The sequence below is a fragment of the Rhodanobacter ginsengisoli genome (assembly GCF_042657065.1).
GTDB lineage: Bacteria > Pseudomonadota > Gammaproteobacteria > Xanthomonadales > Rhodanobacteraceae > Rhodanobacter > Rhodanobacter ginsengisoli.
The window spans coordinates 1,483,416-1,508,218 of the sequence record NZ_JBHSNF010000001.1; the positions used below are offsets into that span (position 1 = coordinate 1,483,416).

General features: G+C 66.8%; 24 protein-coding genes, 2 tRNA genes and 1 other RNA gene. 18 read left to right on the forward strand and 9 right to left on the reverse strand.

The window, feature by feature from the left end; translation table 11 throughout:
• Positions 1 to 9 precede the first annotated feature (9 nt).
• Genes ACFPPA_RS06780 through ACFPPA_RS06790 form a run of 3 tightly spaced genes read left to right on the forward strand, consistent with a single transcriptional unit; the run spans position 10 to position 4,596 of the window.
• The gene (locus ACFPPA_RS06780) at positions 10 to 219 is read left to right on the forward strand and encodes a YgaP family membrane protein (RefSeq protein WP_377318536.1); all 210 of its coding nucleotides are present in this window, start codon (positions 10 to 12) and stop codon (positions 217 to 219) included.
• A 29-nt stretch (positions 220 to 248) separates the two neighbouring features.
• Complete coding sequence (locus ACFPPA_RS06785; protein ID WP_377318538.1) at positions 249 to 1,346, forward strand: efflux RND transporter periplasmic adaptor subunit; 1,098 nt, start codon at positions 249 to 251, stop codon at positions 1,344 to 1,346.
• Entirely contained in the window at positions 1,339 to 4,596 is a 3,258-nt protein-coding gene (locus tag ACFPPA_RS06790) for an efflux RND transporter permease subunit (RefSeq protein ID WP_377318540.1), read from the forward strand. The genes ACFPPA_RS06785 and ACFPPA_RS06790 overlap by 8 nt, the downstream gene beginning before the upstream one ends.
• Before the next feature lie 78 nt (positions 4,597 to 4,674).
• Here ACFPPA_RS06790 and ACFPPA_RS06795 read toward each other — a convergent pair whose 3' ends face one another.
• On the reverse strand, positions 4,675 to 5,475 hold the full coding sequence (locus tag ACFPPA_RS06795; RefSeq protein ID WP_377318542.1) for a universal stress protein: 801 nt from the start codon (positions 5,473 to 5,475) through the stop codon (positions 4,675 to 4,677).
• A gap of 275 nt (positions 5,476 to 5,750) precedes the next feature.
• Between ACFPPA_RS06795 and ACFPPA_RS06800 the strand changes: the two genes are divergently transcribed.
• Entirely contained in the window at positions 5,751 to 6,512 is a 762-nt protein-coding gene (locus tag ACFPPA_RS06800; RefSeq protein WP_377318544.1) for a helix-turn-helix domain-containing protein, read from the forward strand.
• Between the two features lie 144 nt (positions 6,513 to 6,656).
• Here ACFPPA_RS06800 and ACFPPA_RS06805 read toward each other — a convergent pair.
• Positions 6,657 to 6,733, reverse strand: a tRNA-Pro gene (locus tag ACFPPA_RS06805).
• A gap of 167 nt (positions 6,734 to 6,900) precedes the next feature.
• Here ACFPPA_RS06805 and hisS point away from each other — a divergent pair.
• From hisS to ACFPPA_RS06820, 3 genes are read left to right on the forward strand one after another with little or no spacing between them, the layout of a single operon-like run.
• Positions 6,901 to 8,286, forward strand: a complete 1,386-nt coding sequence (gene hisS, locus ACFPPA_RS06810) for a histidine--tRNA ligase (RefSeq protein ID WP_377318546.1) — start codon at positions 6,901 to 6,903, stop codon at positions 8,284 to 8,286.
• A 54-nt stretch (positions 8,287 to 8,340) separates the two neighbouring features.
• Entirely contained in the window at positions 8,341 to 10,242 is a 1,902-nt protein-coding gene (locus tag ACFPPA_RS06815) for an HAL/PAL/TAL family ammonia-lyase (RefSeq protein ID WP_377318548.1), read from the forward strand.
• Positions 10,243 to 10,268: 26 nt separating this feature from the next.
• The gene (locus tag ACFPPA_RS06820) at positions 10,269 to 10,670 is read left to right on the forward strand and encodes a DUF6165 family protein (protein WP_377318550.1); all 402 of its coding nucleotides are present in this window, start codon (positions 10,269 to 10,271) and stop codon (positions 10,668 to 10,670) included.
• A gap of 39 nt (positions 10,671 to 10,709) precedes the next feature.
• On the opposite strand, the gene ACFPPA_RS06825 is transcribed toward ACFPPA_RS06820, so the two are convergent.
• On the reverse strand, positions 10,710 to 11,747 hold the full coding sequence (locus tag ACFPPA_RS06825; RefSeq protein WP_377318552.1) for a glycosyltransferase family 9 protein: 1,038 nt from the start codon (positions 11,745 to 11,747) through the stop codon (positions 10,710 to 10,712).
• 52 nt (positions 11,748 to 11,799) lie between these two features.
• Between ACFPPA_RS06825 and ACFPPA_RS06830 the strand changes: the two genes are divergently transcribed.
• The 8 genes from ACFPPA_RS06830 to ACFPPA_RS06865 all read left to right on the forward strand — a co-directional run bounded on the left by ACFPPA_RS06830 (position 11,800) and on the right by ACFPPA_RS06865 (position 16,955).
• A complete protein-coding gene (locus ACFPPA_RS06830; RefSeq protein WP_377318554.1) occupies positions 11,800 to 12,531 on the forward strand; it encodes a 3-deoxy-D-manno-octulosonic acid kinase in 732 nt (243 codons plus the stop codon).
• Positions 12,528 to 13,286, forward strand: coding sequence for an MBL fold metallo-hydrolase (locus ACFPPA_RS06835; protein WP_377318556.1), 759 nt, complete (start codon positions 12,528 to 12,530; stop codon positions 13,284 to 13,286). Before ACFPPA_RS06830 ends, ACFPPA_RS06835 begins: the two co-directional genes overlap by 4 nt.
• 147 nt (positions 13,287 to 13,433) lie before the next feature.
• Positions 13,434 to 13,523: transfer RNA gene (locus tag ACFPPA_RS06840), tRNA-Ser, on the forward strand.
• 81 nt (positions 13,524 to 13,604) lie between these two features.
• An RNA gene (gene ffs / locus ACFPPA_RS06845) (signal recognition particle sRNA small type) lies at positions 13,605 to 13,701 on the forward strand.
• 102 nt (positions 13,702 to 13,803) lie between these two features.
• Positions 13,804 to 15,504 (forward strand): DNA polymerase III subunit gamma/tau, encoded by a 1,701-nt coding sequence (dnaX, locus tag ACFPPA_RS06850; protein ID WP_377318558.1) that lies wholly within the window; start codon positions 13,804 to 13,806, stop codon positions 15,502 to 15,504.
• Positions 15,504 to 15,827: a YbaB/EbfC family nucleoid-associated protein gene (locus tag ACFPPA_RS06855; RefSeq protein WP_377318560.1), complete on the forward strand. Its 324-nt coding sequence runs from the start codon at positions 15,504 to 15,506 to the stop codon at positions 15,825 to 15,827. The genes dnaX and ACFPPA_RS06855 overlap by 1 nt, the downstream gene beginning before the upstream one ends.
• 160 nt (positions 15,828 to 15,987) lie before the next feature.
• Positions 15,988 to 16,590 carry a recombination mediator RecR gene (gene recR / locus ACFPPA_RS06860; protein WP_377318562.1) on the forward strand — a complete coding sequence of 201 codons (603 nt, stop codon included), beginning with the start codon at positions 15,988 to 15,990 and terminating at the stop codon, positions 16,588 to 16,590.
• Between the two features lie 20 nt (positions 16,591 to 16,610).
• Entirely contained in the window at positions 16,611 to 16,955 is a 345-nt protein-coding gene (locus tag ACFPPA_RS06865; RefSeq protein ID WP_377318564.1) for a histidine triad nucleotide-binding protein, read from the forward strand.
• A gap of 60 nt (positions 16,956 to 17,015) precedes the next feature.
• On the opposite strand, the gene ACFPPA_RS06870 is transcribed toward ACFPPA_RS06865, so the two are convergent.
• The 6 genes from ACFPPA_RS06870 to ACFPPA_RS06895 all read right to left on the reverse strand — a co-directional run bounded on the left by ACFPPA_RS06870 (position 17,016) and on the right by ACFPPA_RS06895 (position 22,665).
• Complete coding sequence (locus ACFPPA_RS06870; protein WP_377318566.1) at positions 17,016 to 17,609, reverse strand: Slp family lipoprotein; 594 nt, start codon at positions 17,607 to 17,609, stop codon at positions 17,016 to 17,018.
• A gap of 46 nt (positions 17,610 to 17,655) precedes the next feature.
• Complete coding sequence (locus ACFPPA_RS06875) at positions 17,656 to 19,626, reverse strand: transglutaminase TgpA family protein (RefSeq protein ID WP_377318568.1); 1,971 nt, start codon at positions 19,624 to 19,626, stop codon at positions 17,656 to 17,658.
• Positions 19,623 to 20,576: a DUF58 domain-containing protein gene (locus ACFPPA_RS06880; protein ID WP_377318570.1), complete on the reverse strand. Its 954-nt coding sequence runs from the start codon at positions 20,574 to 20,576 to the stop codon at positions 19,623 to 19,625. The genes ACFPPA_RS06875 and ACFPPA_RS06880 overlap by 4 nt, the downstream gene beginning before the upstream one ends.
• On the reverse strand, positions 20,576 to 21,517 hold the full coding sequence (locus ACFPPA_RS06885; RefSeq protein WP_377318572.1) for an AAA family ATPase: 942 nt from the start codon (positions 21,515 to 21,517) through the stop codon (positions 20,576 to 20,578). The genes ACFPPA_RS06880 and ACFPPA_RS06885 overlap by 1 nt, the downstream gene beginning before the upstream one ends.
• A gap of 96 nt (positions 21,518 to 21,613) precedes the next feature.
• Positions 21,614 to 22,213 carry a Maf family protein gene (locus ACFPPA_RS06890; RefSeq protein ID WP_377318574.1) on the reverse strand — a complete coding sequence of 200 codons (600 nt, stop codon included), beginning with the start codon at positions 22,211 to 22,213 and terminating at the stop codon, positions 21,614 to 21,616.
• Positions 22,210 to 22,665 carry a hypothetical protein gene (locus ACFPPA_RS06895; protein WP_377318576.1) on the reverse strand — a complete coding sequence of 152 codons (456 nt, stop codon included), beginning with the start codon at positions 22,663 to 22,665 and terminating at the stop codon, positions 22,210 to 22,212. The genes ACFPPA_RS06890 and ACFPPA_RS06895 overlap by 4 nt, the downstream gene beginning before the upstream one ends.
• A 145-nt stretch (positions 22,666 to 22,810) precedes the next feature.
• On the opposite strand from ACFPPA_RS06895, the gene ACFPPA_RS06900 reads away from it, so the two are divergent.
• The 3 genes from ACFPPA_RS06900 (at position 22,811) to ACFPPA_RS06910 (ending at position 24,727) form a co-directional block, all read left to right on the forward strand.
• The gene (locus ACFPPA_RS06900) at positions 22,811 to 23,329 is read left to right on the forward strand and encodes a YceD family protein (protein ID WP_377318578.1); all 519 of its coding nucleotides are present in this window, start codon (positions 22,811 to 22,813) and stop codon (positions 23,327 to 23,329) included.
• 69 nt (positions 23,330 to 23,398) lie between these two features.
• Positions 23,399 to 23,593, forward strand: a complete 195-nt coding sequence (gene rpmF, locus ACFPPA_RS06905) for a 50S ribosomal protein L32 (protein WP_077441856.1) — start codon at positions 23,399 to 23,401, stop codon at positions 23,591 to 23,593.
• A 159-nt stretch (positions 23,594 to 23,752) separates the two neighbouring features.
• Positions 23,753 to 24,727 carry a beta-ketoacyl-ACP synthase III gene (locus ACFPPA_RS06910; RefSeq protein ID WP_377318580.1) on the forward strand — a complete coding sequence of 325 codons (975 nt, stop codon included), beginning with the start codon at positions 23,753 to 23,755 and terminating at the stop codon, positions 24,725 to 24,727.
• The last annotated feature ends 76 nt before the right edge of the window (positions 24,728 to 24,803 follow it).

Genomic DNA, 24,803 nt, shown 5'->3' on the forward strand with positions numbered 1-24,803 from the left:
AGAACCCTGATGAACATCGACCGCATCGTCCTCGCGTTCGCCGGCAGCATGGTGCTGCTGAGCGTGGCGCTGGCGCATTTTTTCTCGCCGTGGTGGCTGCTGCTGGCTCTGTTTGTCGGCGCCAACCTGCTGCAGTCGGCGTTTACCGGCTTCTGCCCGTTGGCCAGGATCCTCGCCCGGCTGGGCGTGAAGCCGGGCAGCGCGTTCCCATTATCCTGAACCATCCACGTTCGCAACGAGTCCACGCCATGAAGTTCAATCCGCGCCTCGTCGCGCTGTCATTCGTTGTGGTCGCGCTGGTCGCCTGCGGCGGCAAGCAGCCTCCTGCCGCCAAGGTATCGTCACCTCCTGCACTGGCGGGCAGCGTGGTGCACGCGCAGCAGGCGCGGAGCGAGCAGGTGTGGGATGGCGTGGTCGAGGCGGTCAACCAGGCGACCATCACCGCGCAGACCAATGCGCGGGTGATCGAATTGCCGTACGAGGTCGGCGACGTGGTGGCCAGGGGCGCGGTGCTGGTGCGCTTCAGCGATGTGGAGCAGAAGTCGGCGCGCAATGCAGCGCAGGCGCAGATCGCTTCGGCGCAGGCGACCTACAAGGATGCGCAGGCCTCGTACGAGCGCATTGCGGCGGTCTACGCCAAGGGTTACGTCTCCACCGCGCAGATGGATCAGCAACGCGCCGCACGTGACGCGGCCAGGGCCGCGCTGGAGTCGGCGCGGGCGCAGTTGGGCCAGGTTGGCCAGCAACTGGATTACACCGTGTTGCGCGCCCCCTTCGCTGGAATCATCACGCGCCGCTTCGTGCACGTGGGCGAGGCGGTGCAGGCCGGTCCTCCTTCGCCGCAGCCGCTGATCCAGCTGCAGGCGCTGGACGACCTTCGGGTCAACGTACAGGTGCCGCAAAGCGCGGTCGACGCGATCCGCCGCTTTCATGCCGCCGACGTGCTGCTGGACGGCGGGCACGGGCGTCGCGTCCAGGCGGCGACGGTCGAGGTATTTCCCTATGCCGACCCCGCTACGCACACGTTCAACGTGAGGCTGCAGTTGCCCGCGGGCGACACCGGCCTGTATCCGGGCATGACGGTGAAGGTGGCTTTCGCCACCGGCGAGGCGAAGCGCCTGCGGGTGCCGGCGTCGAGCGTGGTCCAGCGTGGCGAGCTGGTGGCCGTCTATGTGATCGACGATCACGCCGTCAGCCTGCGCCAGGTGCGCGTCGGCGACCGTGACGGCGAGCAGATCGAGGTACTGGCCGGGCTGGATGACGGCGAGCGCGTGGCCAGTGACCCGCAGGCGGCCAGGGCCTGGCTCGACCAGCGGCATGCCAGGGGTGCCTCCGCTCATGAGTGAGCCGGCCAAGCTGGGTATCTCCGGGCGCATCGCACGGGCGTTCCAGGTCTCGCAGATCACCCCCTTGCTGGCGATTGCCGGACTGCTGCTGGGTATCGCGGCGACGATCATCACGCCCAAGGAGGAGGACCCGCAGATCGAGGTGACCATGGCCAACGTGCTGGTGCCGTATCCCGGCGCCAGCGTGAACAGTGTCGAGAACCTGGTCAGTTTTCCGCTCGAGCAGAAGCTGTCCGAGATCAAGGGGGTCAAGCACGTCTACTCGATGAGTCGTGCAGGCATGGCCGTGGTCACGGTGGAGTTCCAGGTGGGCGTGCCGCGTCAGGAAGCCCTGGTCAACCTGTACAACAAGATCTATTCCAATGCCGACTGGGTGCCGGCCGGGCTCGGCGTCGGCCAGCCGCTGGTGAAGCCCTACGGCATCGATGACGTGCCGATGATGGCGGTCACCCTGTGGTCCGACCGGCCCGAAGTCACCCCCGAGCAACTGGGCAAGGTGGCGCACACGCTGGAGACCGATCTGAAGCGCGTGGCGGGCACGCGTGACGTCTATACCCTCGGCGCACCGGATCGCGCGGTGATGGTCGAGATCGACCCGGCGAAGCTGGCCAGCTACCACCTCAGCGTGGGCGACCTGGCCCGGACCCTGAAATCGGCGAATGTCGCTGCCGACGTCGGCAGCGAGATCGGTGGCAACCTCGACCAGCCGGTCAAGGCCGGGACCCTGCTGATGAATGCAGGCGAGGTTTCGCAACTGGTGATCGGCCTGGCCGGTGGCCACCCGGTGTACCTGTCGGACGTGGCCCACGTCGTTTCGGGCACCAACTATGCGACGCGCCTGGCCTCGTTCGGCACGCCGCCGGGGCGAACCGGGCCACTCGGCGGATTGACGCCGGCGGTGACCCTGGCGATCGCCAAGAAGGCCGGCAGCAACGCCCACAGCATCGCCACCAGCATCCGTACCCGGCTGGACGAGCTGCGTGGCGTGGACATTCCCGACGGCGTGCATGCCACGGTGACCCGCGACTACGGGCAAACCGCCAACGACAAGGCCGACGAGTTGATGCTGCACCTGGGGCTGGCCGCACTGGCGGTGGTGCTGCTGGTGCTGTTCGCGCTGGGCTGGCGCGAGGCGATCGTGGTGGGCACCGCGGTGGTGATCACGCTGGCGGTGACGCTGTTCGCCTCCTGGGCGATCGGTTTCACCATCAACCGGGTGTCGCTGTTCGCGCTGATCTTCTCGATCGGTATCCTGGTCGACGACGCGATCGTGGTGGTGGAGAACATCCATCGGCACATGGCCCGCGGCGACAAGAGCCTGCTCGAGGCGATTCCGGCGGCAGTGAATGAAGTGGGCGGGCCGACCATCCTGGCCACCTTCACCGTGATCGCCGCGTTGCTGCCGATGGCCTTCGTCGGTGGCCTGATGGGCCCGTACATGCGGCCGATCCCGATCAATGCCTCGGTCGGCATGCTGATCTCGCTGGCGGTGGCCTTCATCGTCACGCCTTGGCTGGCCTATCGGCTGCTGCGTCATCAGGTGCACCAGCCGGTGGGCGAGGTATCGCCGGCACGGCTGGCGGAAGAGTCGAAGATCGACAGGTTCCTGCAGCGGCTGTTCACCCGCGTGATGGCGCCCTTCCTGGGCCACCCGAAGGCCGCGCGCAACCGCCGCCGGCTGTTCCTCGGCATGGGCATGCTGGTGCTGCTGGCGGCCGGCCTGGCCGGGGTCAAGCTGGTCATCCTGAAGATGCTGCCGTTCGACAACAAATCCGAGTTCCAGGTGGTGCTGAACATGCCCGAGGGCTCGACCCTCGAGCAGACCCACCGCGCCCTGGTCGACATGAGCCAGGTGTTGAATAGCGTGCCCGAGGTGAAGAACTACCAGCTCTACGCGGGCACCTCGGCGCCGATGAATTTCAACGGACTGGTGCGCCAGTACTACCTGCGCAACCAGCCTTATCAGGGCGACATCCAGGTCAACCTGGTCGACAAGGACGAACGCAAGCGACAGAGCCACGAGATCGCGATCGCCGTGCGTCCGGCGCTGGCCGCGGTGGCGCAGCGATTCCATGCGCATATGGTGGTGGCCGAAGTACCGCCCGGGCCGCCGGTGATGGCACCGATCGTGGCCGAGGTCTACGGGCCGAACTACAAGGGCCAGCGCGCCGTGGCGCTGTCACTGGAGAAGCTGTTCGACAAGACGCCGGGGATCGCCGACGTCAATCTCAGTGTCGAAAACCCGCAGGCGACCCATCAGCTGATCGAGATCGACCGTGCCCGTGCGGCGGCCCTGGGGGTAAGCCAGGCCGAGATCGTGGATGCCTTGCGCGCGGGCGTGGGCGGCGATCCGGCCAGCTATGTCGCGGACCCGAATGCCAAATACGCGGTGCCGGTGATGCTGCGGTTGCCGCCGGCGGCACTGGGCTCGATGGACTCGATCCTGAGTTTGCGCGTGCGCTCCGCCGCGGGCCAGCTGGTGCCGATCTCCGAGGTGGTGAAGGTGGTCGACAAGCCGTGGGCCGATGCGATCTACCACAAGGACCTGCTGCCCTATACCTTCGTCACCGGGGACGATGCGGGCAGCGAGGACAGTCCCGTCTACGGCATGTTCCGGCTGGTCGGCAAAATCAGCGACACCCCCGTCCACGGTCATCATCTGGCGCAGGAATTCACCGGGCCGCCCACCAGCGATGCCGGCTACTCGGTGCGCTGGAGCGGCGAGTGGGAGATCACCTACGAGACCTTCCGCGACATGGGTATCGCCTATTCGATGGGCCTGCTGCTGATCTATCTGCTGGTCGTCGGACAGTTCAGGAGCTACGTGGTGCCGCTGATCATCATGGCGCCGATTCCGCTGACCGTGATTGGCGTGATGCCGGGGCACTGGCTGTTTGGTGCACAGTTCACCGCGACCTCGATGATCGGCATGATCGCGCTGGCGGGCATCATCGTGCGCAATTCGATCCTGCTGGTGGACTTCATCAACCACTCGCTGGCGGCGGGGCTGAGCCTGGAAGAGGCCGTGGTCGAGGCGGGCGCCGTGCGCGCCAAGCCGATCATCCTCACCGCCCTGGCGGCGATGCTCGGTGCATTCTTCATTCTCAGCGATCCGATCTTCCAGGGACTGGCGGTATCGCTGGTGTTCGGCGTGCTGGTCTCCACCGTGCTGACCCTGCTGGTGATCCCGCTGCTTTACTACACCTGGCTTGCCCGTGCGGCCGACCGGAAGGCATTGAAGGTGGATTGACGGCGGGGCAGGCAGGTTGCCGGCGGGGTTCGTCGATTTCCGTGGGGCGGCGGCAGGCCCATGCGGAAGTCGTTACCGTCAGCGGGCGAGGAACAACGGCAGCGTCGCGTGACCAAGCAGCCATCGCGTGGCACCACCCAGGACCAGCTCGCCGATCCGTGAACGGCCCCAGGCTCCCATGACCAGCAGGTCGGCTTGAAACGAAAGGGCCGCATCGAGCAATGCCGATCCCACGTCGTGCTCGGTCGGGAACGGCTGCCATGGGGCTTCGATACCGTGCCTGCGCAACCATCCGCGCAACGGCAGCGGCGGCGGGCTGATACCCGGCAGGCCCGCGCGTTCGCCGTCCAGCACGTGCACCACCGAGGCCTGTGCCAGCAGCGGCAGCGCGGCCTTCACCGCATGTGCCGCCTCGGCCGACCCATTCCAGGCGATCAGCACGCGCTCGATGTGCAATTCGCGATGCCAGACATCAGGTATGAGCAGCATGGGGGCGGCATCCGCAAACAGCGTGCGGGTAATTTCGTCCAGGCCGGCCGGTGCATCCGGGTCGCTGATGCGCAATTCACCGATCACGAAATCCGCCAGCCGCGAGCGCTTGGCCAGTGCCTCGACATGGATGCCGCGGATCACCTCCCAGTCGCCGGCAATCCCCGCTTCCCGGCATAGTCCCAGCCACCAGTCGCGCCGGCCACGCGCCTCCTTCTCCGCTTCGGCGAGCAGGGCGATCGCATCGGGTACCGCCAGCAGCGAGGGATACACGGTCACCAGCTCCAGGCCGGTGAGAAAGGCCTGCTGTCGGCGGGCCAGCGCCAGTGCGCCGCGCAGCGTCGGTGAATCGGGTTCCGTCCGTCCGGCATTGACGATGAGATCGAGCATGGGTATTCCACGATGGCGTACTGGCAACATCCTGCATCAGTCGCGGCCAGGCTCATTTGACTACGATCAATACGGATCGACAGCTTCGTTGCCCCCGTCACCGCAGCTCTCGGCGGGTGCGCCGACGGGCCGGAATGGTGCCGCCGTCGAGGTCATCCCGGTGAGGTCGACGGCCCGACCCGGTGTCATCGCCCGGCCGGGAGTGCCATAGTGCGATATAGTCGCAATTGTTCCCAATGGATTTGCCCCTGGCGTCCCGCTCCCCGGCGATGACGATGATGGAAAACAGCCCGATCCCTATCGATCTCGATCATCTGCGACGCAGTTGCGGATCGTGTGCGCTCCATGAGTTGTGCCTGCCAGCGGGCATCGGGACGGATGACCTCGAATTGCTGGACGCCACGGTACACGACAAGCGCGCGCTCGATCGCGGCAAGACGCTGTTCCGGCAGGGCGAATCATTCCATGCGCTGTACGTCGTGCGCTCGGGTTCCCTGAAGAGCTTTGTGGAAAGCGCCGGCGGCGACCTGCAGGTGCTCGGGTTCCATCTGCCCGGCGAGATCGTGGGCATCGACGGCCTCACCAGCGATCACCACATGTGCAGCGCCGAGGCGCTCGAGCGCACCAGCATCTGCGAGCTGCCCTACGCGCAACTGCAGCACGTCACCGGTGCGGTCCCGGCGCTGCATCGCCAGCTGATGCGGGTGGTCAGTCGCGAGATGGTGGCCGAGCACGAGCACATGGTGATGATGGGGCGGCAGCAGGCACAGGAGCGGCTGGCGATCTTCCTGCAGGGCCTGGCCGTTCGCTACGCGCGGTTGTCGCGTGATCCGGCGACGCTGACGCTGCCGATGTCACGCTATGACATCGCCAACTATCTGGGCCTGGTGATGGAGACGGTCAGCCGACTGTTCAGCCGGATGGAGGCGGCCGGCATTCTCTCGGTGAACCGCAAGGCCGTGCGGATACTGCGCCCCGACCTGCTTGCGGAGCTGTGCGGTCAATCCGGCACGCCGTACGCCGATCACGCGGACTGAGTGACACCCGGCAGCGCGTGTGGGGATTCCACCAGTACTCGCCCTCACGTCCGGCGCCATGCTGCAAGGTGATGCCGGTGCGGAACGACTGCAGCAAAACGAAAAAGGCCACCGGGTAAGGGCGGCCTAAGTCGTTGCTTTTCTTGGTCGGGGAGACAGGATTCGAACCTGCGACTTCTACGTCCCGAACGTAGCGCTCTACCAGGCTGAGCTACACCCCGTGGGAAGCCGCGTATCTTAATCGCCACGCGGGGGCTTGGCAACAGGTTCGATGCATCGGCTTCTCGATCCGGCCGCGGATGGCCCATGCCGTTCTGCTAATCTTGACGGCTGCCGTCGCGCGGTCTGCCGTCAGACGGAATGTCCCCCATCGTCAGTAGAGGATTCCATGGCGCTTACCCCGGCCCGCACCATGCCCGGCGTGCTCGAGCTGTTGCCGCTCGACCAGATCGCGTTCCAGCGCATGCTCGACACGATCCGCCGCAATTACGAGCGCTTCGGCTTCCTGCCGATCGAGACGCCGGTGATCGAATACTCCGACGTGTTGCTGACCAAGACCGGTGGCGAGACCGAGCGCCAGGTGTATTTCGTGCAGTCGACTGGCGCCTTGAATGCCGGCAAGGTCGATGAGGGCATGCCCGAACTGGCCCTGCGTTTCGACCTCACCGTGCCGCTGGCGCGCTATGTCGCCGAACACGAGCGCGACCTCAGTTTCCCGTTCCGCCGTTACCAGATGCAGCGCGTCTACCGCGGCGAGCGCGCCCAGCGCGGGCGCTTCCGCGAGTTCTACCAGTGCGACATCGACGTGATCGGCAAGGACGCGCTGTCGGTGCGTTACGACGCCGAGATTCCGGCAGTGATCTACAGCGTATTCCGCGAACTGGCGATCGGCCCGTTCACCATCCACCTCAACAACCGCAAGTTGATGCGCGGTTATTTCGAGAGCCTGGGCATCGCCGACAGCGAACAGCAGATGCTGGTGCTGCGCGAGGTCGACAAGCTCGACAAGCGCGGCGCCGACTACGTGCGCGAGACGCTGACCGGCGAGGCGTTCGGCCTCCCCGCCGAAGTGGCGGCGAAGATCCTCGCCTTCGTGCAAGTGCGCTCGACCTCGCTGCAGGATGCGCTGGGCAAGCTCGATGCCCTCGGTCAGGGCCCGGAAGCGATGGAGCAGGGGCGCGCCGAGCTGAAAGAGGTGCTGCGGCTGATCCATGCCTTCGGCGTACCGGAAACCCACTACGCACTGAACCTGTCGATCGCGCGCGGCCTGGACTACTACACCGGCACGGTCTACGAGACCACGCTCAACGAGCATCCGCAGATCGGCTCGATCTGCTCGGGCGGGCGCTACGAGAACCTGGCCAGCCAGTACACCAGGTCGCAGCTGCCCGGCGTGGGCATCTCGATCGGCCTCACCCGGCTCTACTGGCAGTTGCGCGATGCCGGCCTGATCAACACCGCGGCCAGCACCGTCGACGTGCTGGTGACGCAGATGGATGAGGCGCAGCTGCCGGCCTACCTGGCGCTGGCCGGCGAGTTGCGTCATGCCGGCATCGCCACCGAGGTGGTGCTGGAAGGCGGCAAGCTGGGCAAGCAGTTCAAGTACGCCGATCGCGCCGGCATCCGCTTCGTGATCGTGCTGGGCGAGGACGAACTGGCCAAGGGCGTGGTGACGGTGAAGGACCTGCGCCGCGAAGACCAGTTCGAAGTGCCGCGGAGCGAATTGATCAAGACATTGCGCGTGGAGCTGGAGCAGGCCGCCGTGATGGGTTGATTGTTGCCACGGCCCGGCGGAACACACCACGCAATTCCATCGAATGAGGCAACAGTGAGCACTACCGACAACATCGTTCTCGACGGCAACAGCCTCACCCGCGCCCAGCTGGTCGCGGTCGCATGCCACGGCCGCAAGGTTTCGCTGGCCCCGGCCGGACTCGCGCGCGTGCGGCGCGCCGCCGATTTCCTGGCCGAAAAGGTCAGCTGTGGCGAGCCGACCTATGGCGTCACCACCGGCTTCGGCAGCAATGCCGACAAGCTGCTCGGCGCGCATCGCCTGCGCGACGAATTGCCGGGGGGGAATCCGCATGCACCCGAAGGCACGCTGCTGGAGGAACTGCAGCACAACCTGATCATCACCCACGCGGTCTGCGTGGGTAAGCCGTTCGGCGAGGACGTGGTGCGGGCGATGCTGCTGATCCGCATCAACACATTGATGCGCGGTCATTCCGGTATCCGCGTCAGCACGCTGGAGGCATTGACCGCGATGCTCAATGCCGGCGTGGTACCGGTGGTGCCGGAGAAGGGTTCGGTCGGTGCCAGTGGCGACCTGGCACCGCTGTCGCATCTGGCGATCGTGTTGCTCGGTGGCGGCGAGGCGTTCTACCGCGGCGAGCGGATGAGCGGCGCCGAGGCACTGCAGCGCGCCGGCCTCGCGCCGATCCGGCTGTCGTTCAAGGAAGGCCTGGCGCTCAACAACGGTACCGCGCAGATGCTGGCGACCGGCGTGCTGGCGCTGGACCGGCTCGAGCAGTTGCTGGATACCGCGGACCTGGCGGCGTCGATGACGCTGGACGCGTTTGCCGGGCGCAGCGGCGCGCTGCGGCCGGAGGTGCACGCGCTGCGTCCGCATCCGGGGCAGGTCGAGACGGCCGCGCACGTGCGCGAGCTGCTGGCCGGGTCCACCCTGCTGGATATTCCGTATCACCTGGTGCCGCGGTTCAAGCCGTGGTGCGCCGAGGCGTGGAGCGAGCCGGACGATCAGGCGCTCAGCTTCGATATCGGCTGGGACTGGGTGCCGGCCAACCAGCGCCACGGGCGCGAGGCGTTCTACAGCCGCTTCCTGCCGTTCAAGGGCGGCAAGAAGCATCAGCCGCAGGATGCCTACAGCCTGCGCTGCATGCCGCAGGTGCATGGCGCGGTGCGCGATGCCTGGGCGCAGGCGTGCCGGGTGTTCGACATCGAACTGAATTCGGTCACCGACAATCCGCTGATCTTTCCCGACAACGACGACGCCCGGTTCATCGAGGAGCAGGTGATCTCGGCCGGGCATTTTCACGGCATGCCGCTGGCGCTGGCGATGAGTTACGTGAAGGCGGCGATCCCGGTGCTGGCCTCGATCTCCGAGCGGCGCCTGAACAAGCTGGTGGATTCGGCCACGAACGACGGCCTGCCGGCCTTCCTGACCGGCAACGAGGACGGCACCGATTCCGGCTTCATGATCGTGCAGTACACCGCCGCAGCGCTGGTCAACGACCTGGCCACGCGGGCGCATCCGGCCAGCGTGTACTCGCTGCCGACCAGCGCGAATGCCGAGGACCATGTGTCGATGGGCGCCAACGAGGCGCGCCACGTGCTGGAGATGACCGAGGATCTCGGTCACGTGCTGGCGCTGGAGCTGTACACCGCGGCGCAGGCACTGGATTACCGCCAGGCGATGCTGAATGCGGCACGCCGCCTGGCCAGCCGCGGCGGCTGGCAGGCGCTGGCTGGCAAGATCGCCAATGCCCCGCGTGAAGACCACCCGCACTACGCGCAGTTCGTCGCCGAGCTGCAGCAACTCGCCGGCGCGCTGGCCGGCGCCGACGATTTCCACGCCGGTGTCAGGGTGCGCGATGCCCATGCGGTCCTGCGTCGGCACATCGGCTTCATGCACCGCGACCGCGCGATGGACGGTGACGTCGGCAAGGTGTGCGAGCTGGTACAGCAGGGCGCGTTCCGCCCGGCGGCATGATTCCCCCCCTCAACGGAAGCAAGACCATGAGCCTGATCCAGACCCCGGTGTCGTACGGTGAACTGATCGACAAGATCACCATCCTCGAGATCAAGTCGCGCCGCATCACCGACGAGGCCAAGCTGGTCAACGTGCGCAACGAGCTGGATCTGCTCAAGGCCACCTGGGCGAACGACAGCGCTTCGCAGACCGACATCGGCAGCGAGCGCGCGCGCCTGTTCGAAGTGAACGAACTGCTGTGGGACATCGAGGACAAGATCCGCCTGAAGGAGCGTGCGGCGGAATTCGACCAGGAGTTCATCGAGCTGGCCCGCTCGGTGTATTTCCGCAACGACGAGCGCGCGGCATTCAAGCGCGAGATCAACCTCAAGCTGGGCTCGCAGCTGGTCGAGGAAAAGTCGTACCAGGACTATACGCAGCAGAAGTGAGTGGAGGGGAGTGGGAAATGAGTGCGGTACGCTCGTTTCTCACTCCTTGTCGTTCATTCCTGCTTCCAGGCGTTCGATCACGTCGTCCACGCCGATCAGGTCCATCACGCCGGGCTTCTCGATCTTGCTGCCCCAGGGAATCTCGCTGGCCGGCTTGCCCAGGTACTTGCGCGCGGCCTCGTCGTACTTGTCCACGCACCAGCGGCGATCGGAGTAGGGACCGGAGCGGTGCGGGTTGCTCGCCGCGTGCAGGCCGAGCACCCGGGTGCCGACCGCGTTCGCCATGTGCATCGGGCCGGAGTCGGGCGTCAGCAGCAGTTGCGCGCGGCCGAGCAGGGCCAGCAACTTCTTCAGCGTGTCCTTGCCGGTGAGGTCGAGGGGGCGCGATCTGCACGCCGCCAGTACGGCATCGGCCATGTCGCGTTCCAGGCCGGAAGGGCCGCCGACCAGGGCCACGCGCCAGCCGCGTGCGGCGGCGTGGTCCATCACCGCGGCATAGCGCTCCGTTCGCCAGTTGCGCAGTACGTGGCTGGAGGTCGGGCTGACCAGCAGGGTCGGCGTGTCGCCCGGCAATTGCGCCGCGGCCCAGGCCTGTGCCTCGTCGGGAATCGGGATATCCCAGCGCACGCGGGTCTGTTTCAACCCGAGCGGCTCGCAGAAGCTGCCGATCGCGTCCAGCACGTGTTCGCCGCTGCGCGCGGGAATGCGCTCGTTGACGACCATGCCGTGCAGGTCCTTCGAGCGTGCCCGGTCGTAGCCGATCCGCCGCTGCGCGCTGATGCCCAGACTCAGCAGGTTCGAGCGCAGCGCCACCTGCATCTGCAGCAGCGCATCGAACCGCCGGCCGCGCAGCGCCGCATGCACCGCGCGCATGCCGGACCAGCCCGCGGCCTTGTCGAACGTGACGAACTCCACACCGGGCAGGTCACCGACCAGCTTGCGCTCGAGCTTGCCGATGATCCAGGTCAGCGAGGACTGCGGCCACGCCTGTTGCAGGGTGCGCACCAGGGGCACCACGTGGGTGACGTCGCCGATGGCGGAGGTGCGCAGCAGGCAGATCGAGGAAGTGGCGCTCATCGGGCTTGGGCTCATGGGGCCTGGGTTAGAATCATGACGGGAATCACCGGGCATGATGATGCAGGAACGGATGCACAGGGACACCAGGGGCGCGATTCTGTTCGACGCCGCGGTGTCGCCACAAGTCGGGCATGACTGGTTTGCTCCGGAATACTGGCGCGAACGCGATGCATTGCGCATGCAGGCCGGCGGTCGTGGTGGTGTGGCGATCGTGCTGACCCCGGTCGGTGAATGCGTGTTGCGGCATTATCACCGCGGCGGGTTGGTGGCCGCGCTGATGGGCGATCGCTATCTGTGGCTGGGTGCCAGCCGTACGCGCCCCTTCAGGGAATTCCGGCTGCTGGCCGAGATCGCCCGGCTGGGCCTGCCCGGGCCGCTCGTGCTGGCGGCACGCTATTGCCGGCGCGGGCTGGTCTACAGCGCCGACCTGATCACCCGCCGCATCGCCGCCGCGCAGACCCTGGCCGAGTGCCTGGCCACGGGGCAACTGGACGAAGATCTGGCCGAAAAAGTGGGTGCCCTGGTTGCCCGCTTCCATCGGGCCGGCATCTGGCATGCCGATCTGAACGCCCACAACGTGCTGGTGGCGCCGGACGGCCTGTATCTGATCGATTTCGATCGCGGCCGCCTGCGTGCGCCGGGCGTGGCCTGGCAGCAGTCCAACCTGCGCCGGCTGCGCCGCTCGCTGCTCAAGCTGGGCGCCGCCGGTGAGGGCGAGGCAGCTTTCGAGGCCACCATCTGGCAACCGCTCCTCCATCGCTACGGGCGTACCCTGACCCCATGAACTGGCATCTGCACTTTCTGGGCGTGGGCGCTGCGCACGCGACGACCCTCGGTTCATCGTCGGTGGTGCTTGAGCGCAATGGCGTGCCGCTGCTGCTGGTCGATTGCGGCCCCGACACGCTGGACCGCTACGTCGCTGCCTACGATGCGCTGCCGCCGGCGGTGTTCATCACGCACACCCACATGGATCATGTGGCCGGGCTGGAACAGCTGTTCTTCAAGCTGTGGTTCGACCCGCACCTGCGCGGCACTACCCGGTTGTTTGCCCACGCCGGCCTGATCCCGTGGTTGCAGACGCGCGTGGCGGATTACCCCGGCGCGCTGGCCGAAGGCGGGGTCAATTTCTGGGAAGCCTTCCGGCTCGTGCCGTGCACGCGCGGCTTCTGGCTGGACGGGCTGTGGTTCGACGTATTCGCCACGCGCCACCATGTGCCCGGCACTTCGTATGGCCTGGCGCTGGACGGCAGCTTCGTCTACACCGGCGATACCCGGCCGATCCCCGAAGTGCTGGCGCGTCATGCCGCTGGCGGCGAACTGATCGCGCACGATTGCAGCCTGGTCGGCAATCCCTCGCATACGGGGATCGACGATATCGAGCGCGAATACCCCGAGGCATTGCGCTCGCAGCTGCTGCTGTACCACTACGGGAGTGCCGCCGATGGTGCCGCGCTGGCTGCACGAGGCTGCCGCATCGCCGGTGCCGGCGAGCGGGTCGCGGTGGCCGCACCCTCGGCGCCGCGGGGCGATGCGGGCTGAAGACGAAACCTGTTCGCTTGCCTGCATCGGGGCCAGTCGCTTATGATTCCGCTTCTTTGCCGGGCCTGGGTGTCCGTCAGGAAGTGTCGGGTGAGGCGCGGGAAGCGCCGAGCCATTCCGTCGTTGACGCGACGGGGAAAGTTATGCGGAGAGGTGTCCGAGTGGTTGAAGGAGCACGCCTGGAAAGTGTGTATAGGGTAAAACCTATCGCGGGTTCGAATCCCGCTCTCTCCGCCAGAATTTGAGTACAGCGACGGTCCACGGGCCGGCGTGACAGCAATATCAGCAAGCGACATCGCTTGACGTCTATGGTGGCCCCGTCGGTCCCCCCGCGACGATAGTTCGCAAACTCCGCCAGGTCCGGAAGGAAGCAACGGTAGCGAATGATTCGGGTGCCGGGGTGTGGCTGGCGGGGCCGCCGCCTTTTCGGGTCGTGATCGCCGGAACCCAGCGCCGCCTTTACTGACTTACCTGCCTCGACTTGGCACAATCGACCTTCGCCCCAAGGTAGTCAGGCATGTCTTATCAGGTACTCGCACGCAAGTGGCGCCCGCGCAAGTTCGCCGAACTGGTCGGACAGGAGCACGTGGTCCGTGCGCTGACCAATGCGCTGGACACCGGGCGTATGCACCACGCCTATCTGTTCACCGGCACCCGCGGCGTGGGCAAGACCACGATCGCGCGCATCTTCGCCAAGTCGCTGAACTGCGAGCGCGGGCAATCGGCCGATCCGTGCGGAGAATGTTCGGTCTGTACCGCGGTGGACGAGGGGCGCTTCGTCGATCTGCTGGAAATCGATGCGGCCAGCAACACCGGCGTGGACGACGTGCGCGAGGTGATCGAAAACGCGCAGTACGCGCCATCGCGCGGCCGTTTCAAGGTGTATCTGGTCGACGAGGTGCACATGCTGTCCAAGAACGCGTTCAACGCGTTGCTGAAGACGCTGGAAGAGCCGCCGCCGCACGTGAAGTTCCTGCTCGCCACCACCGATCCGCAGAAGCTGCCGGTGACGGTGCTGTCGCGCTGCCTGAAGTTCAATCTGAAGCGCCTGCTGCCGGAACAGATCTCCGGCCAGATGCGGCACATCCTCGGTGCCGAGAACATTGCCTACGAGGACGCCGCGATCGCCGAACTGGCGCGTGCCGCCGACGGTTCGCTGCGCGACGGCCTGTCGCTGCTCGACCAGGCGATTGCCTACGGCGGCGGCGCACTGCAGGCGGACGACGTGCGCACCATGCTGGGCAGCGTGGCCCGCGGGCAGGTGCTGGGCGTGCTCGATGCGCTGGCGGCCGGCGACGGCGAGCGGCTGCTGGCCGAATGCACCCGGATCGCCTCGTATTCGCCGGACTTCGGAGGCGTGCTGGACGATCTGGCCAGCGTGCTGCACCGGCTGCAGCTGATCCAGCTTATTCCCGGTTACCGGCCGGACGAAGGCGGCGACGACGATCACGCGCTGGCCGGCCTGGCCGAGCGGATCACGCCGGAAGACGTGCAGCTGTATTACCAGATCGCCACCTCGGGTCGACGCGATCTGGCGTTGGCGCCGGATGCCCGCACCGGTTTCGAGATGGCGCTGCTGCGCATGCTGGCGTTCCGGCCGGGTGATGGTGCCCCGGCCGCAAGGGCGGAGCGCCCGGTGGCCGCAAGTCCGCCGCCGAAGGCGCCATCGGCGCCGCGTGCCGCTCTCGCAGCGAGCGCTGCGCGCCCGGCCATGGCGGCCGAACAGCCGAAGGATGCGGCACCCGCCCGCCCGACGGCCCCCGCGACCCCTGCCACGGCTCCTGCTCCTGCTCCCGTCGCGCGGGACGCCAACGGCCTGCCGGACTGGGATGCCCTGATCGAACGTGCCGGCCTGCGTGGCCCGTTCGGCTTGCTGGCGCAGAATGCGGTATTGCGCGAACGCGATGGCCAGACCCTCGTGCTCGCGCTGCAACCGGCGCACATGAGCCTGGCCGTGGAGCCGATGGTCAGCCAGATGGAAGAGCGCATCAGCCAGGCGCTCGGTGAGCGCATCCGGCTGCGCTTCGTCGGACACAGCCAGGGCGCGGCAGTGGAAACGCCGGCGGCGCGCGCCGCGCAGGCGCGGGACACGGCGCAGGCGGCGGCCGAGCAGGCGATCGAGGACGATCCGCTGGTGCAGTCGATGAAGCGCGATTTTGGCGCGCGCGTCGTGCCGCAATCGATCAAACCCTTTGACAGTGAATCCGGAGCCGTGTGATGAGAGGACAGATTGGTCAGCTGATGCAGCAAGCCCAGCGCATGCAGGAAGACATGAAGCGTGCGCAGGAAGAGATCGCCAAACAGGAAGTCACCGGCAGTGCCGGTGGTGGCCTGGTCAGTGTGGTGATGAGCGGCGCGCATGAGGTACGGCGCGTGCAGATCGACCGGCAGACGTTTGCCGATGATCCGGAGATGGCCGAGGATCTGGTCGCTGCGGCGATCAACGACGCGGTGAACAAGGTCGCCGAACTGAGCAAGGACAAGCTCGGTGGCGTCACCGCGGGGATGAACCTGCCGGCCGGCTTCAAGATGCCATTTTGATGGGACGCCGAGACACGGCACGTCTGCGGGCAGCGGATGACGGGGGCGGTGGACTTCGCGGAATGCCGGCCCGGGCTGATCTCTCTCGTGCCGGGTTGTATTGCTTCGCGCGCGAATCGCGCGCCATCGCCAGCGGCACCTCGTCCGTGCAAATCACACCATGAGCAACGGTTCCTCTCTCCTCGCCGATCTGATCGAAGCCCTGCGCTGCCTGCCCGGAGTGGGTGGCAAGAGTGCGCAGCGGATGGCCTTCCATCTGCTCGAACGCGAACGCGAACGGGGCCTGAAGCTGGCGGCGGTGCTGGAGCAGGCGATGCGGCGGATCGGCCATTGCAGCCAGTGCCGCAATTTCAGCGAGGAGCCGCTGTGCGCGCTGTGCGCCAGCAGCAGTCGCGATCGCCAGGTGCTGTGCGTGGTCGAATCGCCGACCGACCTGGCGGCGATCGAGCAGGCCACCGGCTACCGCGGTCAATATTTCGTGCTGATGGGGCGGCTGTCGCCGCTGGACGGGCTGGGGCCGGAGGAGCTGGGGCTGGCGCAGCTGACCCAGCGTCTGGGCGAAGGCGAGATCACCGAGTTGATCATCGCGACGAACCCCACCGTCGAAGGCGAGGCCACGGCGCATTACCTGGCCCAGCTGGCCCGTGCCGGTGGCGTGCGGCCGACCCGGCTGGCCCACGGCGTCCCGCTCGGCGGCGAACTGGAATACGTCGACCGCGGCACGCTGGCGCACGCGTTCGGCAGCCGCCAATTGCTGGATTGACTCACCAAAGGAGCGAGGGCATGAGCGACACCATCTTCAGCAAGATCATCCGCCGCGAGATCCCGGCCGACATCGTTTACGAGAACGACGAGGTGCTTGCCTTCCGCGATCTGAATCCGCAGGCGCCGGTGCATGTGCTGTTTGTTCCGAAGCGGGCACTGGCCACTCTCAACGAGGCTACCGACGCCGATGCGGCGCTGCTGGGCCGGCTGCTGCTGGCGACGGCCGAGTACGCGAAGCGGGAGGGGTTTGCCGAGCAGGGCTATCGCACCGTGATCAACTGCAACGAGGATGGCGGGCAGACCGTGTTTCACCTGCACGTGCACCTGCTGGCCGGGCGCCGCCTGCACTGGCCGCCGGGCTGACCCGCTGATCCGATCGGGCACATGAAAACGCCGGCGTGAAGCCGGCGTTTTCATGTGCGGTCAACCCTTCGGCGGCGGTGGCGGACGCACCACGATCACTCGCGGACGCCCCCAGTACGGGGAGTAACCCCACGGTCCATAGCCGTAGTAGCCCGGGCCGAAACCCGGACCCCAGAAGGGATCGTAGAAGCCGGGCGGGTAGTCGACCCTGATCGGCCGCGTCGGCCACAGGTAGACCACGTCGGCCTCGACGCGGGGATAGGCGTAGTCGTATTCCCCGACCTTCTCCGTCACCGTGCCATGCAGCGTTCCGGTTACCGTCAGCTCGCGTCCGCGGGTGAAGACTTCCGGATCGTAGAAGCCGGCGCGGCAGGCCACGAAACGACCATCGGTCTCCCCGGCCGTGCCCACCCTGGGCCGTGCCTGACTGTCAAGCGGTCGCGCCAGAATGTAGAAACAGGTCTGCTGCTGGCCCGGTTCGGTCCTGATGATCTCGCCGCCCCAGCGCACATGCGTGCCACCGGCGCCGCCCTGCTGCGCACTGGTGGTGGAGACGTCGGTATAGGTGCCTTCCAGCGGCTTGGGTATCGTCGCGCATCCGCCCAGCAAGGCCAGGGCGGTGGCTAGGGTGAGCGGGCGGTACAGGGCATGCATGGCATATCTCCATCAGGGGCGATGGCATGCGCCATCGAGTCGGTTCTCATTTGACCACGTTGACGGCCCGAAAATCCCGCACGGCCCGTTGAAATGCACGCAGCGATTCAGGCGGTGGTTCGTCGTGGGCGTAGCGCAGTTCCAGGTAGCTGTTCATCAACATCGCCAGTTCATCGCGTTGATCGGGCAGCGCACGCGCAGCACGGCTCAGGTAATGCTGCGGGCCTTCGGCCGATCGGCGCAGGATGCCCCGGCGCGCCAGTTTCCGTTCCAGCTGGCGCAGCGCGCTGCGCAACGGATCGCGTGGCTGCCGCCGCAGCAATGCCCACGCCAGCCCGATCACGATGAACAGCACGCTGCCGACTGCCAGCAGCACACCCAAGGTCGCCGTGTCGGCATCGCGAATGCCGAACGGCGTCAGCAGGCCGCGCTGACGCAACGCGTCGAAACCGATAACGCCCTGGTCCCACCATCGGTTGACAATATCCCAGCGATTGCGCAAACCCTGCAACCAGTCATTGCGATACCAGCCCAACTGGTCCCCTGCGGCAGCCGCAGCTCCCAGCGTGACGCGTTCGGGACGCACGGCGCCGGTGGGGTCGACCCTCACCCAGCCGCGCCCGGCCAGCCATACCTCGCTCCACGCATGGGCATCGGAATTGCGTACCAGCAGATAGTTTCCGAGTTTGTTCCAGTAGCCGCCCTGATAGCCGGTGACCACCCGCGCGGGAATGCCGGCGGCACGCATCAGGACGGTGAACGCCGACGAATAGTGTTCGCAGAAACCCTCATGGGTGTCGAACAGGAAATCGTCCACCGCATCGCGACCCAGCGGCGCCGGCGCCAGGGTGTAGCGGAAACCGCCGTCGTGGAACAGGGTCAATGCGGCCCGCACGATCGCGGCGTCATCATTGCCATAGCGCTGTCGCCATTGCGCTGCCAGCGCGCGCGTACGCGGATTGAAATTCGCCGGCAATCGGAGGCCGAGGCGTCGTGCGCGTTCGTCCAGCGTGGGCTGCAGCCGGTAACGCAGCGCCGAGCTCAACCGGTACTCGCGCTGCTCGTTCACCGGCCTGTCGGCGAAGACCTCGCGGTCGCGTTGCAGGCTGGCCTGTTCCGGCGCTGCGAGCGGCACATCCAGGGTGGGCAGCATGCGCTGGTGGGTCGGCTGCAGGCTGATCCGGTAGTGGATCGAGCTGGCGACCTCGATCGGATCGGGCGGCTGTATCCCGGCAGGGATGTGACGCCAGCTGCGACCGTCGTAATTCCACATCACGTAGGCGCGGAAATAGCGCAGGTCGGGCGCCGGTGGCGGACCGTCGAACGTCACCCGCATCGCCGGCCGGTCGTCGGTGAGCAGTTCGGTGAAGTTGCCCGGTGTCATGCTGTCGCTGAGGCCGGAACGGGCCTGATCCGGCGAGGGCGCGCCCCACAGTGGCGAGCTCAGTCGCGGTACCAGCAGGAAGGCCAGCAGGGCCAGCGGCAGCGCGGCCGCCGACAGGGCCAGCGCGGGCAGCAGCATGCGCGGCCCGCTGACCGGCAGCTGGCCGGGTTCCAGGGCACGCAGGGTGGCCAGCGCCGGCAACAGGGCACATGCGACGACGACGGTGGCGACCAGTCCCTGGTCGAACAACAGCGCGGTCATCAGCGCAAAACAGGCAAAGCTGACGCCGACGCGGACATCGCGGACCGTCTCGGTTTCCAGCAGCTTCAGGACCAGCAGGCCGACCGCCAGTGCCGTCCCCGGTGCACGTCCGAAAATGCTGCCGTAGTGGACGATCACCGCCAGGGTCAGCAAGGCCAGCAGGGGCAGCTTGAGCCAGCGCGGTACGCGACCGGACAGCCCGCGTCGTTGCCACCAACGCCAGCCCAGCGTGATCGCCAATGCCATGTCGAGCCACCAGGGCAGGTGCGGCGCATGCAGGCCGAGTACCAGGGCCATGGTCAGGCTCAGCAGATCGAATGCGCGCGTGTCGATCGGCAGGCCGACCGGCTTGCGCCGTCGTGCCGGCGTCATGGCAGCTGTGCCAGGGCGTTCATGCAGCGGGCGTAATGCAGCGGGCCGCTGCCGCTGCCGATCTCGTTGCCGGGCAGCCACAGGCTGTAGCTGCAGCGCTGGGCCTGTGCCTCGTTCAGCCAGCGGGCAAGCCGGGCGATGCGCGCCTCGTTGTCCATGCCGCGCAGCTGGCGCCAGTCCAGTTGCCATTGCGGGTGGCTCTGCGGCTGCTCGAAATCCTTCACCATCAGGTTGTCGTGGCGAGCGCTGGCTTTCCACGCGATATGCCGCTGCGGATCGCCGGCACGATAGTCGCGCAGTGAGGCCAGCTCATCGCCGCGATGCAGGCGCATGTGGCGTGCGTCGGCGGCCGGTGCACTGGGCGATGGTCCGGCGGCTTCCGGCCGTGGCCACACCAGCACCGCCTGATCAGGATGCAGCCAGCTCCATGCCCGGAACATGCCCAATGGCCAGGTGCTCCACAGGCGCAGGCGCGGCAGCGGTTGCCAGCCGCGATCCGTGGTGGCCAGTGCCAGCCTTGCATGCGTCGTGGTGTGGCCATCGAGGGCGAACGCGTGGGAGGTGCTGCCCAGATCGAGGCGGATGGCATCGCGCGGCCGGCTGGAATCGAGCGCGAGGATCAGCTCGATCGGCTGGCCGGCGACCGCGTGGCCCGCACGGATGTGGCTCAGGCGCAAGCCGTCGAGACTGCGAAAAGCCACCAGCATGCTGGCCGCGCTCGCCGCGCCGAGCAGGCAGGTGAGCAACAGCGCGGCGTTGTTGGCGTAATTGAGCGAGCCGACCAGCATCACCAGCAGCAGCACGGAGAAACCGATGCCGAAGCCGGTCGGCACGATGTATATGCGTCGTCGATGCAGCTCGATCGGCAGGCGTTCGGGGCGCCGGTAGCGGGTGAGCGCCGGCAGTCGACGCTCGGCCCGGCGTTGCAGGCGTTGCAGCATGCCGTGCATCAATCCACCGCCACCTCGGCCAGCAGCTGGCGCGCCAGCATGTCGCCGCTGGCACCCCGCGCCGGCAGCAGGCGGTGGGCGGCCAGCGGCACGAACAGCGCCTGGATGTCCTCCGGCAGCACATGGCCGCGGCCGCTTAGCAGCGCCCATGCGCGAGCGGCGCCGAGCAGGGCCAGGCCGGCACGTGGCGACAGTCCCACGCGGATATCGGCGTGGCGGCGGCTGGCGGCGAGCAGGGCTTGCAGGTAATCGAGCAGGGCGCTGCTGGCGGTGATCGTCTGAGCCCGGCGGTGCAACGCGATCAACGCGGCGCCGTCGAGCTGCGGGGTCAGCTGGGCCAGCAGGTCGCGGCGGTCGCTGCCGGTGAGCAGCGCGCGCTCGGCGATGGTGTCGGGATAATCCAGCGACAGCCGCAGCATGAAGCGGTCCAGTTGCGAATCCGGCAGCGGGAAAGTGCCGTTGAGATCCAGCGGATTCTGGGTGGCGACGACAAAGAACGGCTTCGCCAGCGCATGGGTCTGGCCGTCCACGGTGACCTGATCCTCGGCCATCGCTTCAAGCAGGGCACTCTGCGTCTTCGGACTGGCGCGATTGATTTCATCGGCCAGCAGCAGGCCGGTGAAGATCGGCCCCGGGTGGAAGCGGAATTGTCCGGTCTCGCGCTCGTACACGCTGACCCCGATGATGTCCGAGGGAAGCAGGTCGCTGGTGAACTGCACGCGCTGGAATTCCAGCGCGAAGGTGGCGGCCAGCGCGTGCGCCAGGGTGGTCTTGCCCACGCCGGGCACGTCTTCCAGCAACAGATGGCCGCCGGCGATCAGGCAGGTGAACGCCAGCTTCACCTGGCGCGGCTTGCCCAGCAGCACCCGGTTGACCTGGGCCATGGCGGCGTCGAGTCGCTGCTGCAAGGGTTCGTCGTGTGATTGGGTGATGGCGGACATGGGCTCTTCTTGGGTGGCTCGACGGAGGAGGGTCTTCACGCATGTGCGGTCGCCAGTGTAGCGGCGGCTGCCGCCTCCCGGGCCCAACGGCCTCGCCTAGGGCAATTCGACGCCCGCCTCGCGCAGCAGCCGTGCCAGGGCGATCAGCGGCAAGCCGATCAGGGCGCTGGGATCACGGTTGTCGATGGATTCGAACAGGCTGATCCCGAGCCCTTCGCACTTGAAGCTTCCCGCGCAATCGAGGGGCTGCTCGCGTTCGACATAGCGGGCGATTTCCGCTGCGGCGAGTTCGCGAAACCGCACGCGGGTGTGATCGACGTGGACGTGTCGCTGGCCGGTGCGGGTATCGAACAGGCACAGCGCGGTATGGAAGTGCACCTCGCGACCCGAGCAGGCGGCGAGCTGCGCGCGGGCGCGTTCGGCCGTGCCGGGCTTGTCGAGGATGAGGCCATCGAACTCGGCCACCTGGTCGGAGCCGATCACCAGCGCATCGCGCCGACCTCCAGCGGCGCCCTCGGCCTTGGCCACGGCCAGCCGCCATGCGCGCTCCGCCGGGGACTCATCGATTCGAGGCGATTCATCCGTGCCCGGGGCAGACTGTTCGAACTCCGCGACCAGTCGGCGCAAGAGCTCGGCTCGATAGCGCGACGTGGAGCCGAGCACGATGGGCGGCGGTGCGGGATGGGTCGGGGTCATGTGTCCGATTCGCGCCGGATGTGCTCGCGCATCGCACTGTTCAGATCGCTCTGGGCCTGGGTGAGCGCCTGCAGCAGGGGTTGCAGGCGGTCGCGGGTGCTTCGCATCGAGGCGGCGGCCTCGTCCAGTTCACGCTGGCTGGCCCTTGGCGAGCGATCGCGGATCCACAGGCGCTGCTGCAGCAAGGCGCGCAGCCCACCTTCGATGGCGTGTCGTGCCTCCTGCTCGCTGGCGGCGGGCAGGTCTGGATTCAGCGACATCACCGCGTGGGCCTGCTGAAGGCCCGACCGGCAGGTCTTCAGATCCGTTTCCAGCCGGTCGGCCAGATCGAGCAGGGTTTTCAGGCTGCTGCCGCGCCGGGCCTGGCGTCGGCGCAGCAGCAAGGCCAGGCCAGCCAGGACAATCAACAGGGCGAGGAACGCGGCCAGGCCGAGCGTCAGATAGGAATTCAAGGGCAGCGGCTCAGGCGGCAGGGGGATTCAGTCTGCCGCATTGGGCCCGGATCAGGCAAAATAGACAGGTCAAGAGGCTGATTTTCATGGCTGCGCTATCCTGCCGGTTGACTTCAGGTCACTTCAAACCTAATATTTCTCGATTATGTCCGTGACACTGCCAGAGTCCGTGGACGCTTGGCGCATGGTCTCGGCGCGGCGTTCGTTCGAGGGAACGCTACCCATCGCGACCCTGCCACGCCTGTGCGAGGTGTTGGCAAGTGCGGATGGAGAGGTGAAGTTCGAGCTGGATTTCGGGCGCGACAACCTCGGCATCGGTTATGTCGATGTGCGTGCGCAAACCTCGTTGACCCTGGTCTGTCAGCGCACGCTGGAACCGTTTGTCCTGCCGATCACGCTGGATACGCGGCTCGGCCTGATCAGGCAGGAGCGCGATGAGGCCGGTTTGCCGCCTGATTGCGAGCCGCTGCTGGTGGCCGAGGATGGCCGGCTGAAGCCGGCGGATGTGATTGAAGACGAATTGCTGTTGGCGCTGCCGCTGGTTCCGGTCAATCCGGACAGCAGTTTGCCCGACGAAGTGACAGGTCACGACCCGGACGAGGATCTTGCCGGCGAGGGGCGCTCCGAAAATCCGTTTGCGGTGTTGCGCGAACTGAAGAAGTAACCACCGACCCGGGTCAGTGATCCTGGTCATCTCGATTTCAGATCATTCAGTTTCAGTTGGAGAAATGCCATGGCAGTTGCCAAGAGCCGCCGTACCCCGTCCACCCGCGGCATGCGTCGTTCGCACGACGCGCTGAAGACCGTGCAGCTGTCCACCGATCCGACCAGCGGCGAGGTGCATCTGCGCCACCACGTCACCAAGGATGGCTACTATCGCGGCAAGAAAGTGATCGAGACCAAGGGTGCGGTGTCGGTCGAGGATTGATCGGCTCGACGGAATCCCGCGGGGTTCCCGATGTACGATCATGCGAGACGGCGCGGCGACGCGCCGTTTTGCGTTGACGGGTACCGCGACGTAACGTTGCGGTACCGCGCCGACGCCGACTCGATGTTCGACCCCCTGTTTTCGCTGATGGATAGCTGAATGGCCCAGATCTACGCCCGCATCATCGCCACCGGCAGTGCGCTGCCCGAACGTGTCGTAACCAACGCCGATCTGGAAAAGATCGTCGATACCAGTGACGAGTGGATCCGCACCCGCACCGGCATCCGCCAGCGGCACATCGTGGCCGACGGCGAGACCACCGGCGATCTTGCCTTCCAGGCTGCGCAGAACGCCCTGGAAGCGGCCGGTGTCAAGGCATCCGAACTCGATCTGATCATCCTCGGGACAACCACCCCGGACATCATCTTTCCGTCCACCGCCTGCCTCGTGCAGCACCGTCTCGGTGCGAACGGCTGCGCGGCGTTCGACGTCAATGCAGCCTGCTCGGGCTTCGTCTACGCGCTGGGTATTGCCGACAAGTTCATCCGCAGCGGACAGTCGAAGAAGGTGCTGGTGATCGGCGCCGAGACATTGACCCGGATGGTCGACTGGACCGAGCGCGAGAGCTGCGTGCTGTTCGGTGATGGTGCCGGCGCGGTGGTGCTGGAGGCTTCCAGTGAGCCAGGCATCTATGCCACCTGTCTGCACGCCGACGGCGGCTACAAGCACCTGCTGTACAACCCGGTCGGTGTTTCGGTCGGTTTCAAGGACGAGCCCAACCATGGCGTGCGCATCAACATGGCCGGACGGGAAGTGTTCAAGGTTGCGGTGAAGACGCTCGACTCGCTGGTGGGCGAGACGCTGCTCGCGGCCGACATGCAGGAGTCGGATATCGACTGGCTGATTCCGCATCAGGCCAATCTGCGCATCATCGAGGCCACCGCCAAGCGACTGAAGATGTCGATGGATCGCGTCATCGTGACGGTCGACAAGCACGCCAACACGTCGTCCGGCTCGGTGCCGCTGGCGCTCGATCTGGCGGTGCGTTCGGGCAAGGTACAGCGCGGTCAGAACCTGCTGCTGGAAGCGTTCGGCGGCGGCTTCACGTGGGCCTCGGCGTTGCTGCGTTATTGAGGTCTGCCCGCCCGTCCCGCATGTTTCCGACGATGCCGCCTCCGGGCGGCATCGCGTTTTCCAGCCGGCGGAACAT